Source organism: Burkholderia ubonensis (genome assembly GCF_001718695.1).
Lineage (GTDB): Bacteria > Pseudomonadota > Gammaproteobacteria > Burkholderiales > Burkholderiaceae > Burkholderia > Burkholderia ubonensis_B.
The window spans coordinates 1,832,336-1,846,596 of sequence record NZ_CP013420.1 but is presented as its reverse complement, the minus strand read 5'-3'; the positions used below and the strand labels follow the sequence as shown (position 1 = coordinate 1,846,596).

Genomic DNA, 14,261 nt, shown 5'->3' with positions numbered 1-14,261 from the left:
AACGGCGGAGGGAAACGCGCATTTTACCGTATTCCCCTGCCGCGCCGATTTGACCCGGTTTGTCCGGCGCGCTGCGCGTGGCGCGCATCGGACACCGCGCGGTGCGGCGGGGGTGGCGGCGCGCGCGTCAGCGGCGCTGGCCGAACATCATCTGGCGGGCGATCGCGGCCTTGAGCGGCGGCACGAGTTCGAGCGCGGTCAGCGCCGCGCCGCGCAGCAGCGTGAGCGGGCCCGCCTCGATCGTGAACAGCCGCGCGAGCGTGTCGGTCGCGCCGATCGTGAAGCGCCGGTCGAGCGCGCGCCGCGCGTTGAAGGCAGCGAGCGCGGCCGGCTCGGCGCCGTGCCAGGACAGCGTGTCGACGAGCGTATGCGCGTCGCGCAGGCCGAGGTTGAGCCCCTGGCCCGCGACCGGGTGCAGCGTCTGCGCGGCATTGCCGACGATCGCGGTGCGGCGGTCGACGAGCGTCTGCGCGGCGTTCAGGCCGAGCGGGAACGACGCGCGCCCGGCGATCGCGACGAAGCGGCCCATGCGCTCGCCGAACGCGATGCCGAGCTCGCGCAGGAACGCGTCGTCGGGCAGCGCGGCGCGGCGAGCGGCTTCGCCGGGCTCGCAGCACCACACCAGCGCGTAATCGGCGCCGCCGAGCGGCAGCAGCGCGAGCGGGCCTTCGTGCGTGAAGCGCTCCCACGCGACGTTCGGGCGCGGCGCGGACACCGTCACCGTGCCGACGAGCGCAGTCTGGCCGTAGTCGCGGCGGTGCTTGCCGCCGTCGTCCCGCTGCTCGTGGAACAGCCCGCCTTCGGCATTGACGACGATCCGCGCGCGCAGCGTGCGTTCGCCCTGCGGTCCGTCGAGCGTCAGCGTGACGCCGTCGGCGTCCTGCCGCGGCGCGCGCGCCGAGGTCGACGTGAGCCAGTCGACGCGCGTGCCGCGCACCGCGCCCGCCAGCGCCTGCACGATCGAGCCGTAGCGCACGACGTAGCCGAGCGCCGCCACGTCGTGCTCGTCGCGGTCGATCAGCGTGCGGCCGAAATGGCCGCGCTGCGACACGTGGATGTGTTCGATCGGCGTCGCGTCGGCGGGCCACGCGAGCGTGTCGAGCAGCACGCGGCTGCCGTGCGACACCGCGATCGCGCGCGGATCGTTCGCGCTTGCGGCGGGCTCGCGCGCGTCGATCAGCGCGATCGACCAGTGCCGCGTCGCGCTGCGCCGCGCGAGCCAGCCGGCCAGCGCGAGCCCGACGGGGCCCGCGCCGACGATGGCGATGTCGTGGTCCGGCGTGGCCGGGGAGGAATCGGTCGTCATCAGGAATCGTGAAACGGATGAAACGGTCGGCGCCGCCTGCTCAGGCGCCGTGCGCCGCGCCTGCGCGCATCAGCGCCTCGATCTCGGCGGCCGCGACGGGCACGTCGCGCGAAATCAGCTCGCAGCCCTGCTCGCGCACGATCGCGTCGTCTTCAATGCGGATGCCGATGTTCCAGTATTCGGGCGGCACGTCGTCGGCGGCGCGCACGTACAGGCCCGGCTCGACGGTCAGCGCCATGCCGGCCTGCAGCGTGCGCCACGGCAGCGCGCCGTTGGCGTCGCGCTCGGCGAGCCGCTCGCGGTAGTCGCCGCAGTCGTGCACGTCCATGCCGAGCCAGTGGCCGGTGCGGTGCATGTAGAAGCGCGCATACGCACGCTCCGCGATCACGTCGTCGACGTTCGAGAAGCGCGTCTTCGGGATGATGCCGGTGTCGAGCAGGCCCTGCGCGAGCACGCGCACGGCGGCGTCGTGCGGCGCCTCGAACGGCACGCCGGCGCGCGTCGCGTCGATCGCCGCCTGCTGCGCGGCGAGCACGATGTCGTACAGCGTGCGCTGCGCGGGCGAGAAGCGCCCGTTGGCCGGGAACGTGCGGGTGATGTCCGACGCGTAGCCGTCGAGCTCGCACGCCGCGTCGATCAGGATCAGGTCGCCGTCGCGCGCGGCCGCGTAGCCGGCCGGGTAATGCAGCACGCACGCGTTCGCGCCCGCCGCGACGATCGAGCCGTAGGCCGGCGCCTGCGCGCCGTGCTTGCGGAACGTGTAGAGCAGCTCGGCCTCGAGTTCGTATTCGCGCACGCCCGGCCGGCACGCCTGCATCGCGCGGCGATGCGCGAGCGCCGAGATGTGCGCGGCGCGCATCATGATCGCGAGCTCGTGCTCGTCCTTGACGAGCCGCATGTCGTCGACGAGCGGCGTGAGGTCGAGCAGCGCGTCGGGCGCTGCGACGCCCGTGCGCGCCCGCGCGCGCACCGCGTCGAGCCAGCGGCCGAGCTGGCGGTCGAACTCGGCCGACGCGCCGAACCGGTAGTGCACGGTGCCCGCATCGGCGAGCAGGCGCGGCATTTCCGTGTCGAGCGCGTCGGCGGCGTATGCCGCGTCGACGCCGAACGCGTCGCGCGCAGCCTCCGGGCCGTAGTGGAAGCCTTCCCAGATCTCGAGGTCGGGATTCTTCGCGCGGCAGAACAGGATCGATTGCGGCGCGCCGTGCGGCGCGGACGCGTTCAGCACGAGCACGGCGTCCGGCTCGGCGAAGCCCGTCAGGTAGTAGAAGTAGCTGTCGTGGCGATACGGATAGCCCGTGTCGCGGTTGCGCATCACTTCCGGCGCGGTGGGAACGATGGCGACGCCGCCGCCCGCGGCGCGCAGTGCGGCAAGCACGCGCTCGCGGCGCTGGCGGTAGACGTCGACGGCGATGGCGGATTCGTGGGGCGCATTCATCGTGCGATTGTAGCGCCGCCGGACGCGGCGCGTGAGAGGGCGTGGGGACGGGGCCGCAACGGCGCTGGCGCGGTTGTTGCAAACCATCCACAGGCCGAATGGGCGATTTTCTACCGGCTGTCGCCGGCCGGTTATGATCGGCGACAACGTATACTCTCGGCGGTTCCTCAACAAAGGCAGATGATGAAATTAATCGGTTCGCTCAGCAGCCCGTTCGTCCGAAAGGCGCGGATCGTGCTTGCTGAAAAGAAGATCGACTACAAGCTGGAGCTCGAGAACGTCTGGGCGCCGGACACGAACATTCATGCCTCGAACCCGCTCGGCAAGGTTCCGTGTCTCGTGATGGAAGACGGCGCCGCGGTGTTCGATTCCCGCGTGATCTGCGAATACGTCGACACGCTGTCGCCGGTCGGCAAGCTGATTCCGCCGTCGGGCCGCGAGCGCGTCGAGGTGCGCTGCTGGGAGGCGCTGTGCGACGGCGCGCTCGACGCGTCGGTCGCGATCCGCATCGAAAACGTGCAGCGCGACGCGCATCAGCGCAGCGAGAGCTGGATCGCCCGCCAGCAGCGCAAGATCGACGACGCGCTCGTCGCAATGTCGCAGGGCCTCGGCGGCAAGATGTGGTGCGTCGGTAATCATTACACGCTCGCCGACGTCGCGCTCGGCTGCGCGCTCGGCTATCTCGACTTCCGGATGCCCGAGCTGAACTGGCGCGAGCGCCACCCGAACCTCGACAAGCACTTCGTGAAGCTGATGCAGCGCCAGTCGTTCATCGACACGGTGCCGCGGGGCTGAGTCGCGGCTGAATCGGCAGGCGCCGCTGCCGCCCGCGCATTCCGCAGATGAAAAAACGCGCCCCGAGGCGCGTTTTTTTTCTTGCCGGCCGGCGCCGTCACTCGATCGACGCGTAGACGGCGTCGCCGAGCGTGAACGAGTCGCTGCGCGCGAGCGGCCACCATTTCTCGTACAGCGTAAAGCCGCAGTGGCCGCCGTCGAGCAGCGCGCCGGGCTTCAGGTACTTGAGCAGCTGGGACATCAGCCGGACCTCGTGCGGCGCGATGCGCTGCACGATGTGATGCGCGCGCAGCTCGGACGGATGTGCGAGGCCGGCCGCCTGCACGAGCTCCTGCAGCGCGTGCAGCGTGTTGCGGTGGAAGTTGTACACGCGGTCGGCCTTGTCCGGCACGACGAGCGCGCGCTGGCGCACCGGGTCCTGCGTCGCGACGCCGGTCGGGCAGCGGCCGGTGTGGCAGGTCTGCGCCTGGATGCAGCCGACCGCGAACATGAAGCCGCGCGCGGAGTTCACCCAGTCGGCGCCGATCGCGAGCGTGCGCGCGACGTCGAACGCGGTGATGATCTTGCCGCTCGCGCCGATCTTCACGCGGTCGCGCACGCCGATCCCGACGAGCGTGTTGTGCACGAGCAGCAGCCCTTCCTGCAGCGGCACGCCGACGTGATCGGTAAATTCGAGCGGCGCCGCGCCGGTGCCGCCCTCGGCGCCGTCGACGACGATGAAGTCCGGCACGATGCCGGTCTCGAGCATCGCCTTCGCGATGCCGAAGAACTCCCACGGATGGCCGATGCACAGCTTGAAGCCGGTCGGCTTGCCGCCGGACAGCGTGCGCAGCCGCTCGACGAATTCGAGCAGCCCGCGCGGCGTCGAGAATTCCGAGTGCGTCGCCGGCGAGATGCAGTCCTTGCCCATCGGCACGCCGCGCGTCTCGGCGATCTCGGGCGTGATCTTCGCGGCCGGCAGCACGCCGCCGTGGCCCGGCTTCGCGCCCTGCGACAGCTTGATCTCGATCATCTTCACCTGCGGATCGGCCGCCTGCTTCGCGAACTTGTCCGGGCTGAACGTGCCGTCGTCGTTGCGGCAGCCGAAGTAGCCGGACGCGATTTCCCAGATGATGTCGCCGCCGTGCTCGCGGTGGTATTTCGACAGCGAGCCTTCGCCCGTGTCGTGCGCGAAGCCGCCTTTCTTCGCGCCGAGGTTCAGCGAGCGGATCGCGTTCGCGGACAACGAGCCGAAGCTCATCGCCGAGATGTTGAAGATCGAGATGTCGTACGGCTGCGCGCGGCCCGCGCCGACGCGAATGCGGAAATCGTGGTTCGGCAGCTTGGTCGGCGCGAGCGAATGGCTGATCCATTCGTGCGCGAGCGCCTTCACGTTCAGCTCGGTGCCGTACGGGCGGTTGTCGCCGACGTTCTTCGCGCGCTGGTAGACGAGGCTGCGCTGCGCGCGTGAAAACGGTTTCTCGTCGGTGTCGTCCTCGACGAAGTACTGGCGGATTTCCGGCCGGATGAATTCGAACAGGAAGCGCAGGTGGCCCCACAGCGGGTAGTTGCGCAGGATCGCGTGACGGTCCTGGTTCAGGTCGTACAGGCCGAGGGCAACGAGGGCGGCGGGGACAATGATCCACAGCCAGGACAGCGCATGGATCGACGCGAGTGCGGCTGCGGCGGCGAGCAACAGCACGGCACCCCACATCGCGAGGTAACGTCTGGAAAGCATGGGGGAACTCCGTGAAAGTAGGCCGCCATGCGTACGCTGCGACGGCGGCGCGCCGGCCTCGGTGCAATCGTGTTGCGCCGGGCGCGGCGTGCCGCAAGTCTAAACCGAATGGGTGTCAGCGTGCTTCGACGAGTGCCGCTGCGGGGGCCGCAGCAGCAGCATCGCGGCCGCTGGCCGCGTGCTCGATGATGCCGCCGCCGAGGCAGATCTCGCCGTCGTACAGCACCGCCGACTGGCCGGGCGTGACCGCCCATTGCGCGTCGTCGAAGGTCAGCGAGAAGCGCTCGCCGCCGGCAAGGGCGAACGAGCAGCCCGCGTCCGCCTGCCGGTAGCGGGTCTTCGCACCGCACGCGAAGCCGTCGGCCGGCGGCTCGCCGGCGGTCCAGCTCACGTTGCCGGCGACGAGCCGGCGCGACAGCAGCCACGGATGGTCGTGGCCCTGCACGACGTAAAGCGTGTTCGACGGGATGTCCTTCGCGGCGACGAACCACGGCTCGCCGCTGCCGTCCTTGCTGCCGCCGAGGCCGATGCCCTTGCGCTGGCCGAACGTGTAGAACGCGAGGCCGATGTGCTCGCCGACCGTCTTGCCGTCGGGCGTCTTCATCGGGCCGGGTTTCGTCGGCAGATAGCGGTTCAGGAAATCGCGGAACGGCCGCTCGCCGATGAAGCAGATGCCGGTCGAATCCTTCTTCTTCGCATTCGGCAGCCCGATCTGCGCGGCGATCTCGCGCACCTTCGTCTTCGGGATCTCGCCGAGCGGGAACATCGTCTTCGACAGCTGCGCCTGGTTCAGCCGGTGCAGGAAATACGACTGGTCTTTCGTGTGATCGAACGCCTTCAGCAGTTCGAAGCGGCCGTCGCGCTCGCGCACGCGCGCGTAGTGGCCGGTCGCGATCGTTTCCGCGCCGAGCGTCATCGCGTGATCGAGGAACGCCTTGAACTTGATCTCGGCGTTGCACAGCACGTCCGGGTTCGGCGTGCGGCCGGCCGAATATTCGCGCAGGAACTCGGCGAACACGCGGTCCTTGTATTCGGCGGCGAAGTTGACCGCCTCGACGTCGATGCCGATCAGGTCGGCGACCGACACGACGTCGATCCAGTCCTGGCGCGTCGAGCAGTATTCGCCGTCGTCGTCGTCTTCCCAGTTCTTCATGAACAGGCCGACGACGTCGTATCCCTGTTCCTTCAGCAGCCACGCGGTCACCGACGAATCGACGCCGCCCGACATGCCGACCACGACACGTCGCTTGCTCATTTGTTCACCATCTGACGATCGAATGCGTCCGGCCGCGGCGCGACCGAATGCGTATGCACGAAATCGAGCGGCACGCGCCGCCCGGCGAGATAGTCGTCGACGCAGCGCATTACCGCGGGCGAGCGGTGACGGTCGCTGCATGCGCGCAGCTCGTCGGCCGTCATCCACCGCGTGCGGACGATGCCGTCGTCGAGCGGGTGCCCGGGCAGCGGCTCGCCCGCCGCGCCGCAGAACGTGAAGCGCAGATAGGTGGCGCCCGCGTTGCCGGGGCGGTCGTAGTGGGCGAGGTACACGCCCACGAGCGCGTCGGGCTCGAACGGATGCGCGGTTTCCTCGAGCGTTTCGCGGATCACGGCGTCGGCGAGCGATTCGCCGGCTTCGAGGTGGCCGGCGGGCTGGTTGATGCGCAGGCCCGCCGAGGTTTCTTCCTCGATCACGAGAAAGCGGCCGGCGCGCTCGACGATCGCCGCGACGGTCACGTGCGGGGTCCAGATTTCGGGTTTCATGGGATCGCATTTTACCGGTTGCGACCGGCGGGTGCCGGGCGGTCGGGTGATCTATCCGACCCTTTTGGACCCGAAACGTCGCCGCGTCGCCAAGTCACCCCGGCCGTCACGCCGCGACGATCGTCGCGACGCACGCTGCGATCGCGTCGCGCACGCGCACGATCGCCGGATCGCGCTGCGTGCTCGTGCGCCAGCCGATTTCTACCGGATAGCCGGGCAGTTCGACCGGGCATGCGACGCAGCGCAGCGGCGTCGTGCGCGCGATCGCCCGCGCCGCGTGCGCGGGGATCGTCGCGATGGCGGCCGTGCCGAGCAGCAGGTAAGGCAGTGCGGCGAAATGCGTGGTCGACGCGGCGACGCGCCGCTTGTGGCCGAGCGCGGCCAGCGCTTCGTCGACGATGCCGATCACGCCCCCTGACGACACCAGCAGATGGTCGTGCCGCAGATAGTCGGCGAGTGTCAGCGCGCGCGCCGGCCGTGCGCGCGCCGCCGGATCGATCAGGCACGCGTAGCCGCCGGTCGCGACCGCGCGCCGGCTCAGCCCGCTCGCCGAAAATCCGCCCGACGCGATCGCGAGGTCGACGCCGTGCCGCAGCAGCGCGTCGCCGGCGATGCCGCTGTGCGTCTGCCGGAAGATCAGCCGGATGCCGGCCGCCTCCTTCGCGACCGCGGCGATCAGCGCGCTGCCGAGCGCGATCTCGAAGTCGTCCGACAGCCCGAGCGAGATCGTGCGGCCGAGCCGGTCGCCGCTGTCGGCGGCGATCGCGAGGCTCTGCCGGCAGCGGTCGAGCGCGTCGGACAGGATCGGCTTCAGCTCGTCCGCGCGTGGTGTCGGCGCGAGCCCTCGGCCGGTGCGCACGAACAGCGGATCGGCGTAGAGCGCGCGCAGCCGTGCGAGCGCCGCGCTGACGGCCGACTGCGTCAGATCGAGCCGCAGCGCCGCGCGGCTCGCGCCGCCTTCCTCGTACAGCGCCTCGAACACCTTCAGCAGGTTCAGGTCGATGCGAGAGATATCATCACCGTTCATATCACTTATCGTTCCATCGATTTGATCGATGGAATCTTATCGACAAAGATGGCGTCATTTCCATCACCGGAGACACCGTCATGTCCACCTCGGTCATCGCCGCGCTGCAGCTCGGCACATCGCCCGCCGGCACGCGCGCCACGCTCGACAAGATCCTCGGCTACGAAGCGGCGATCCGCGATTGCGGCGCATCGCTCGTGGTGCTGCCCGAAGCCGTGCTAGGCGGCTATCCGAAAGGCGAGATCTTCGGCACGCGGCTCGGCTACCGGCTGCCCGAAGGCCGCGACGCGTATGCGCGCTACGCCGCGCAAGCGATCGACGTGCCGGGGCCGGAAACGGACGAGCTGGCCGCGCTGTCGCAGCGCACCGCCGCGAGCCTCGTGGTCGGCGTGATCGAGCGCGGCGGCAGCACGCTCTATTGCACGGCGCTGTTTTTCGACCCGCGCGACGGGCTCGTCGCGAAGCATCGCAAGCTGATGCCGACCGGCACCGAGCGGCTGATCTGGGGGCAGGGCGACGGCTCGACGCTGCCCATCGTCGAGACCGCCGCGGGGCGGGCCGGCGCCGTGATCTGCTGGGAGAACCACATGCCGTTGTTGCGCTGCGCGATGTATGCGAAGGGCGTGCAGATTTGGTGCGCGCCGACCGTCGACGAGCGCGACGTCTGGCAAAGCTCGATGCGCCATATCGCGCACGAGGGGCGCTGCTTTGTCGTGAGCGCGTGCCAGGTGCTGCCGTCGCCGCGCGCGCTCGGGATCGACGTGCCGGGCTGGGACCCGGAGCGGCCGCTGATCCGCGGCGGCAGCGTGATCGTCGGACCGCTCGGCGACCTGCTGGCCGAGCCGCTGATCGGGGAAGAGGGGCTCGTCACCGCGCGCATCGATCTCGACGAGCTGGTGCGCGCGCGTTACGACTTCGACGTGGTCGGGCACTATGCGCGCGCCGACGTGTTCTCGCTGCACGTGGACGAACGACCGAAGCGAGCGGTGGTGTTCGGGGAATGAGCGAACCGGCGGCGGCGCGCGCAACCGTGCCGCTGCGTGCCGCCTGCCCGGGCGCGTCAGCGCATCGGCGCTTCCGCGATCCGCATGTAATCCGCGATCCGGCGCCCTTCCATGTCCGGAAACTGCTCGTGCACGGTGATGTCGCCCATCCGCGCGATGTCGAAGGTGCGAAAGTCGTCGCGCAGCTCGCACCACGCGCCGATCGTCCAGCGCCCGCCCCAGTACACGAGCCCAAGCGGCCACACGCGGCGCTGCGTGTTCGCGCCGAGGCGGTCGCGATACGCGAAGCTGACGACGTGCCGCGTGTCCACCGCCTGGTGGATCGCATCGACTTTCGCGCAGAACGCCGCGTCGATGTGGAACGACGGCGCGAACACCGGCAGGCGGTCGAGCGCGTTGCGCTTGTCGGCCGGCATCGCCGACGCGATCTTCGCGAGCGCCGAACGGGCGCCGCCCGCGAAGCGCGCGCCGCCCCAGGTCTCGAGCATCCGCGCGCCGGCGGCGAGCGCCGCGAGCTCCTCCGCGGTGAAGGTGAGCGGCGGCAGGCTCGCATTGCGGTTCAGCCGGTAGCCGATGCCGGCCTCGCCTTCGATCGGCACCCCTGACAACTGCAGGTCGCGCACGTCGCGGTACACGGTGCGCGGCGACACCGACAGCCAGTCGGCGAGCTGCTGCGCGGTCGTCAGGCGACGCCCGCGCAGCAGCTCGGCGATCTGGAACAGGCGATCGGCACGACGCGTCATTGCTGCACCTCGATTCCTTCAAAAGCGGCGACACCGCGATGATAGCGCCGCGCCCGCCGCCCGGTGGACGCCGTCAGTGGCATTTCGGCGCGTGCAGGCCGACGCGGTTGCCTTCGGTATCGATCAGGTAGCCGATGTAACCGTAGTTGTTCGGCAGTTCGACGACCGACCCCTGCACGACGCCGCCCGCGCGCTTCGCGCGGTCGAGCGCCGCGACGACCGATTCGCCCGCGTTCAGGTAGACGAGCACGCCGGTCGCGCTCGGCTTCATCTGCTGCGGGTCGTAGACGATGCTGCCGCCGGTGGCCGACGCTTCGTGGCCGAACACGGCCATCGGCACGCCGCCGATCACGTCGCGATGCAGCGTCGTCTGCAGCACGGTTTCGTAGAAGCGGATCGCGCGGTCGAAATCGAGGGACGGAATGTCGAACCAGGCGATGGCACGGTCGAGGGTTGCGGGTGCGTTTGCGTTTGCAGTCGCGGACGTCATGACGAGCTCCTTGTTGTTCGGATTCTTGATGGAAACCGGCGTTGCATTGCGCCGGGATTGCAGTGTGATCGAGGGCTGCTGACAGCGTGCTGTCAGTAGTGATGGCGGTACTGACAACGCACCGCGCGCCGGTGTGGAAAGCGCCTGCCCGTTCGCGCTTCGCGCGTCGCGCGGCGGCAGCCGGCGCGCAGCGCAGCGCCGAAGCGGACGGTGGGGTGGAAGGTACGGCAGACGAAGCGGCGCACGCATCGGCGCCGCAAGTAACAACGCCCGGCGAATGCCGGGCGTCGGGGACTGGCTGTCAGCAGCCGGCCGCAGCGGCCGGTGCGCGGGAGCGGCGCGTCACGCGTCGCCTTCCGCAGCGGCCGGACGCGCCTTCACGCTGCCCGCGATCAGGTCGAAGCGGAACAGCCGGCATTCGAGCGCGCCGTTGAAGAGCGGCGTCTTGGCCGATTCGCGCAGCCGGAGCTGGCCGGGCAGCGCGCGGTCGGACGTCAGCAGGAACGCCTGCCAGCCGGCGAAGCGCTGCTTCAGCGCGTCGCCGAGCGCGTTGAAGAACTCGCTGTCGGGCGCGTCGGTGTGGGTGCGGCGGAACGCGTCGTCGTTGCCGCGATTGCGGCCCGTCTCGCGCGCATCGCCGCGCGGGCCGCGGCCGCGCACTTCGATCCGCTCGCCGTACGGCGGGTTCGCGACGATGATCCCCGGCGCGTCGCACGGCGGCGTCATCGCGCGCGCGTCGACTTGCTTGAGCCACAGCGACGGCACGCCCGCGCGTTCGAGGTTCGCGCGCGCCTTCTCGAGCATGTCGCCGGAGATGTCGCTGCCGTAGACCAGCAGATCGTCGCGCTTGCCGCGCGCCGCGCGCTTCGCGTCCAGCGCCGCGACCTTCAGGCCCTGCCACGCGGTGATGTCGTACTGCTTGAGCTTTTCGAAGCCGAAGCGGCGCTCGACGCCCGGCGCCACGCCGAGCGCGATCTGCGCCGCTTCCGCGAGGAAGGTGCCGCTGCCGCACATCGGGTCGTACAGCGGCGTGCCGGGAGTCCAGCCGGTCAGGCGCAGGATGCCGGCCGCGAGGTTCTCGCGCAGCGGCGCCGCGCCCTTGTCGAGGCGCCAGCCGCGCTTGAACAGCGGCTCGCCGGACGTGTCGAGGTACAGTGTGCAGTCGGTGGCGGTCAGGAACGCGAACACGCGCACGTCGGGCGCGCCGGTGTCGATGCTCGGGCGCGCGCCGGTCTTGTCGCGCATGCGGTCGCAGATCGCGTCCTTCACGCGCAGCGTCGCGAACTCGAGGCTCTTGAGCGGCGACTTGATCGCGGTGATGTCGACGCGCAGCGTCTGCGTCGCCGCGAACCAGCGCTCCCACGGCTGCTCGAGCGCGAGCGCGTAGACGTCCTGCTCATTGCGGTACGGGCGGTGCGCGATCTTCAGCAGCACGCGGCTCGCGATCCGCGAATGCAGGTTCGCGGCCATCCCGGCGGCCCAGCCGCCCCGGAAATGGACGCCGCCCGGCACCTGCGCGCCCGCGGCGAACGGCGCGCCGTTCAGATGGCTGCCGGCGATCTCGGCCAGCTCGGCGGCAAGCGCCGCTTCGAGGCCGCGCGGGCAGGGAGCGAAGAATTCGTACTGGGTGGGCGAGGACATAAGGCGGGGGAAGACGGACAAAAGTCCATTATTGTACGCGGCGCGGGCGGCAGGGCCGGCGCGTCGTGCCGCGAGGGCGGCCGGCGGCCGCGAGAGGCCGGTTTGAAGCGGCCGGCCGCCCGCCCCCCGTGGAATCTGTTCGGCGTGCGGCTGCGTGCGGCCCGACCCAGCGGGCCGCGCCGCACGCCGCGCTCAGTGCGACCCCGACTGCCCCGTGCGGGCCGTCGCGCCGGCTGCCGGCCAGACCAGCACGAGCGGATTCGCGAGCACCGCCCGGCCGATCGCGGCGACGAGCGCGCGCACCTTGGTCGGCCGCAGGCTGCGCGAGCGCACGGCCATCGTGAACGCGAGCGCGAAGCTCACCGCGACGTTGAGGATCGCCATGCTGAGCACGCCCGCCGCCGCCCACCACAGCTCGGGCGAGCCGAGCGTGTCCTTGCCGAGCACGCCGAGCGCGATGCCGATCGAGCCCGCGGACAGCGTCACGTGACGCACCTCGAACGAAAACGCGACGGCGGTGACGATCGCCGGCACGAGGCCGAGCATCAGGCCGAGGCCGACGTTGCCGACCACGCCGGCGACGTTCGAGCGGCAGAAATGCGCGAGCTTGGCCGCGCCGGCCGCGCCGAGCGTGAGGCGCAGCCGGCGGTTGTACGCGAGCGCGTCGCCGACCCGATGCAGCACGAACCAGTTGTCCGCCCAGCCGGCGAGCAGGCTCGACGACCACAGCAGCACGCCCGTGAGCGCCGCATAGAGCGGCGTCGGGCCGAGCAGCGAGAACGACTGCAGCGTCGCATGCGCCTTCTGCGCCGAGATCAGGTTCGCATGCAGCACGCCGCCCGCGAATAGCTGCACGAGCAGGCACACCGGCAGCACGACGAGCACGTTGCCGCAGATCGCCGCCGCCTGCGTGCGGATCAGCGCGATCACCGACGACACGAAATGCTTCACGCCGTCGTCGTGGGTCGTGCCGTCGAGCTCGCGCGCGAGCGTCGGCGCGGTCATCGCCGGCTGCTTGGTCGCGAGCGTGAAGTGCAGGAAGTGCATCACCATGAAGCTCGCCGCGTAGTTGACGCCGGCGAGCAGCCCTTCGAGCATCGACTGCAGGTGCGCGCCGGTGACCGCGAACTTCAGGCAGACCGTCGCGACGGTGACGAGCCCGCCGCCCGCGGCCATCCGCAGCATCTTCAGGTACTCGGCGCGGCCGCGCGTGATGTAGTGCTCGCCGGTGTCCGCGTTGGTCTCGACGAGCTTGCGCGCGAACAGCGAGAAATTGCTGCGCACGAGGTGCGACACGCTCTGGCTGTTCTGGTTCGCATCGACGAGCTCGGCCGTGAGGCGCGCGGTCCCGCGCAGGTCGTCGCGCGCCATCCACGCGTTCAGCAGCATTTCCGCGCGCTGGATGCGCATCCGCATCCGCTCGACCTGGAACACGATGTCGACCGACACGCCGTTGCGGTACAGGTGCGCGAACACGTCGTCGACCGCGATCCGGCATTCGTCGAGCAGCACGCGCAGGTAGTTGACCTCGTGCAGCAGCTTGCTCGGGGCGCCGCCTTCCTCGACCGCGGCGTGCGCGGATTCGACCGCGAGCATCGCGCCCGTCAGCCGGTAGAACGGCTGCGCTTCGAGCGGCTTGGGCGCGTCGTCGTCGGACAGGCGGCTGCGCACGGTCTGCGACAGGCCGGTCGAGCTGATCTGGCAGGTCAGGTTGTGCAGCGCCGCGAGCAGGTCGCGAGAAAGCGAGCCGGGCTCGTGACGCTCGTCGTCGGTCACGTCGAACGACAGCAGCGCGGCGAGGCGCGCGAGCAGGTCGTCGGGCAGCGCGCCGATCCACTGGGCATCTTCCGGCGCCGGGAACATCAGCGTGAACAGCGCGGACAGTTCGCGGCGGTTCGGCGCGGGCGGGATCATCGACGAGTCGAGCCGCTCGAACAGTGCGCCGAAGAAGCCCGAGTGCACCGGCATGCCGGCGTCGCACAGCAGCGAGATGCCGTCGCATTCGCGCAGGATGCCGCGCAGGATTCGCGCGGCATGCGATTTCCACGCCGGGTTGCGGTCGAGCACGTGGAACAGGTAGCGCAGCCGCGCATGCGCGGGGAACGTGCGCGCGTCGTCGTCGCGTTCGGCGGCGTCCTGCGCCGCGGCCTGCATCGCGCCGCTGCGGCGCAGCCAGTGCGCGAGCTCGATCAGCCATTCGCTGCGCTCGGCGTAGGGCGCGTCGGCGTCGGCGTGCGCCAGCAGCGCGTCGAGCTGGTGGCTCGCACTGCGCGACGCGCGCCACTTCTTGATCAGGGTCGTCAGGGAACGGAACATAAACGGAATAGCGAAAGCCCACG

At 70.4% G+C, this 14,261-nt stretch carries 12 protein-coding genes; 2 read left to right on the top strand and 10 right to left on the bottom strand.

Annotated elements, in window-relative coordinates:
* Window positions 1-127: 127 nt before the first annotated feature.
* Both WJ35_RS08405 and WJ35_RS08400 read right to left on the bottom strand, forming a co-directional pair.
* Window positions 128-1,306: a UbiH/UbiF/VisC/COQ6 family ubiquinone biosynthesis hydroxylase gene (locus tag WJ35_RS08405; protein ID WP_060236231.1), complete on the bottom strand. Its 1,179-nt coding sequence runs from the start codon at window positions 1,304-1,306 to the stop codon at window positions 128-130.
* Between the two features lie 40 nt (window positions 1,307-1,346).
* Window positions 1,347-2,744 (bottom strand): aminopeptidase P N-terminal domain-containing protein, encoded by a 1,398-nt coding sequence (locus WJ35_RS08400; RefSeq protein WP_060236228.1) that lies wholly within the window; start codon window positions 2,742-2,744, stop codon window positions 1,347-1,349.
* A 180-nt stretch (window positions 2,745-2,924) separates the two neighbouring features.
* On the opposite strand from WJ35_RS08400, the gene WJ35_RS08395 reads away from it, so the two are divergent.
* Window positions 2,925-3,539, top strand: a complete 615-nt coding sequence (locus tag WJ35_RS08395) for a glutathione S-transferase family protein (RefSeq protein ID WP_060236227.1) — start codon at window positions 2,925-2,927, stop codon at window positions 3,537-3,539.
* Window positions 3,540-3,636: 97 nt separating this feature from the next.
* Here WJ35_RS08395 and WJ35_RS08390 read toward each other — a convergent pair whose 3' ends face one another.
* The 4 genes from WJ35_RS08390 to WJ35_RS08375 form a co-directional block, all read right to left on the bottom strand.
* Entirely contained in the window at window positions 3,637-5,256 is a 1,620-nt protein-coding gene (locus WJ35_RS08390) for an FMN-binding glutamate synthase family protein (RefSeq protein WP_069239038.1), read from the bottom strand.
* Between the two features lie 115 nt (window positions 5,257-5,371).
* Window positions 5,372-6,511: a tRNA 2-thiouridine(34) synthase MnmA gene (gene mnmA, locus WJ35_RS08385; RefSeq protein WP_069239037.1), complete on the bottom strand. Its 1,140-nt coding sequence runs from the start codon at window positions 6,509-6,511 to the stop codon at window positions 5,372-5,374.
* Window positions 6,508-7,017, bottom strand: a complete 510-nt coding sequence (locus WJ35_RS08380; protein WP_060236223.1) for an NUDIX hydrolase — start codon at window positions 7,015-7,017, stop codon at window positions 6,508-6,510. The genes mnmA and WJ35_RS08380 overlap by 4 nt, the downstream gene beginning before the upstream one ends.
* Window positions 7,018-7,123: 106 nt before the next feature.
* Complete coding sequence (locus tag WJ35_RS08375; protein WP_069239036.1) at window positions 7,124-8,044, bottom strand: LysR family transcriptional regulator; 921 nt, start codon at window positions 8,042-8,044, stop codon at window positions 7,124-7,126.
* An 80-nt stretch (window positions 8,045-8,124) separates the two neighbouring features.
* Here WJ35_RS08375 and WJ35_RS08370 point away from each other — a divergent pair, with 80 nt between their 5' ends.
* Entirely contained in the window at window positions 8,125-9,048 is a 924-nt protein-coding gene (locus WJ35_RS08370; protein WP_060236217.1) for a carbon-nitrogen hydrolase family protein, read from the top strand.
* Between the two features lie 56 nt (window positions 9,049-9,104).
* Here WJ35_RS08370 and WJ35_RS08365 read toward each other — a convergent pair whose 3' ends face one another.
* From WJ35_RS08365 to WJ35_RS08350, 4 genes are all read right to left on the bottom strand, one after another.
* Complete coding sequence (locus tag WJ35_RS08365; RefSeq protein WP_010091378.1) at window positions 9,105-9,791, bottom strand: helix-turn-helix transcriptional regulator; 687 nt, start codon at window positions 9,789-9,791, stop codon at window positions 9,105-9,107.
* Window positions 9,792-9,864: 73 nt separating this feature from the next.
* Window positions 9,865-10,281 (bottom strand): VOC family protein, encoded by a 417-nt coding sequence (locus WJ35_RS08360; RefSeq protein ID WP_069239035.1) that lies wholly within the window; start codon window positions 10,279-10,281, stop codon window positions 9,865-9,867.
* Between the two features lie 342 nt (window positions 10,282-10,623).
* Window positions 10,624-11,922, bottom strand: a complete 1,299-nt coding sequence (locus tag WJ35_RS08355; protein WP_069239034.1) for a THUMP domain-containing class I SAM-dependent RNA methyltransferase — start codon at window positions 11,920-11,922, stop codon at window positions 10,624-10,626.
* 192 nt (window positions 11,923-12,114) lie between these two features.
* Complete coding sequence (locus WJ35_RS08350; RefSeq protein WP_060236213.1) at window positions 12,115-14,238, bottom strand: site-specific recombinase; 2,124 nt, start codon at window positions 14,236-14,238, stop codon at window positions 12,115-12,117.
* Window positions 14,239-14,261 lie beyond the last annotated feature (23 nt).

Coding starts and splice junctions, on each gene's coding strand:
- WJ35_RS08405 (WP_060236231.1), bottom strand. CDS start 1,306: ATGACGACCGATTCCTCCCCGGCCACGCCGGACCACGACATCGCCATC.
- WJ35_RS08400 (WP_060236228.1), bottom strand. CDS start 2,744: ATGAATGCGCCCCACGAATCCGCCATCGCCGTCGACGTCTACCGCCAG.
- WJ35_RS08395 (WP_060236227.1), top strand. CDS start 2,925: ATGATGAAATTAATCGGTTCGCTCAGCAGCCCGTTCGTCCGAAAGGCG.
- WJ35_RS08390 (WP_069239038.1), bottom strand. CDS start 5,256: ATGCTTTCCAGACGTTACCTCGCGATGTGGGGTGCCGTGCTGTTGCTC.
- mnmA (WP_069239037.1), bottom strand. CDS start 6,511: ATGAGCAAGCGACGTGTCGTGGTCGGCATGTCGGGCGGCGTCGATTCG.
- WJ35_RS08380 (WP_060236223.1), bottom strand. CDS start 7,017: ATGAAACCCGAAATCTGGACCCCGCACGTGACCGTCGCGGCGATCGTC.
- WJ35_RS08375 (WP_069239036.1), bottom strand. CDS start 8,044: ATGAACGGTGATGATATCTCTCGCATCGACCTGAACCTGCTGAAGGTG.
- WJ35_RS08370 (WP_060236217.1), top strand. CDS start 8,125: ATGTCCACCTCGGTCATCGCCGCGCTGCAGCTCGGCACATCGCCCGCC.
- WJ35_RS08365 (WP_010091378.1), bottom strand. CDS start 9,791: ATGACGCGTCGTGCCGATCGCCTGTTCCAGATCGCCGAGCTGCTGCGC.
- WJ35_RS08360 (WP_069239035.1), bottom strand. CDS start 10,281: ATGACGTCCGCGACTGCAAACGCAAACGCACCCGCAACCCTCGACCGT.
- WJ35_RS08355 (WP_069239034.1), bottom strand. CDS start 11,922: ATGTCCTCGCCCACCCAGTACGAATTCTTCGCTCCCTGCCCGCGCGGC.
- WJ35_RS08350 (WP_060236213.1), bottom strand. CDS start 14,238: ATGTTCCGTTCCCTGACGACCCTGATCAAGAAGTGGCGCGCGTCGCGC.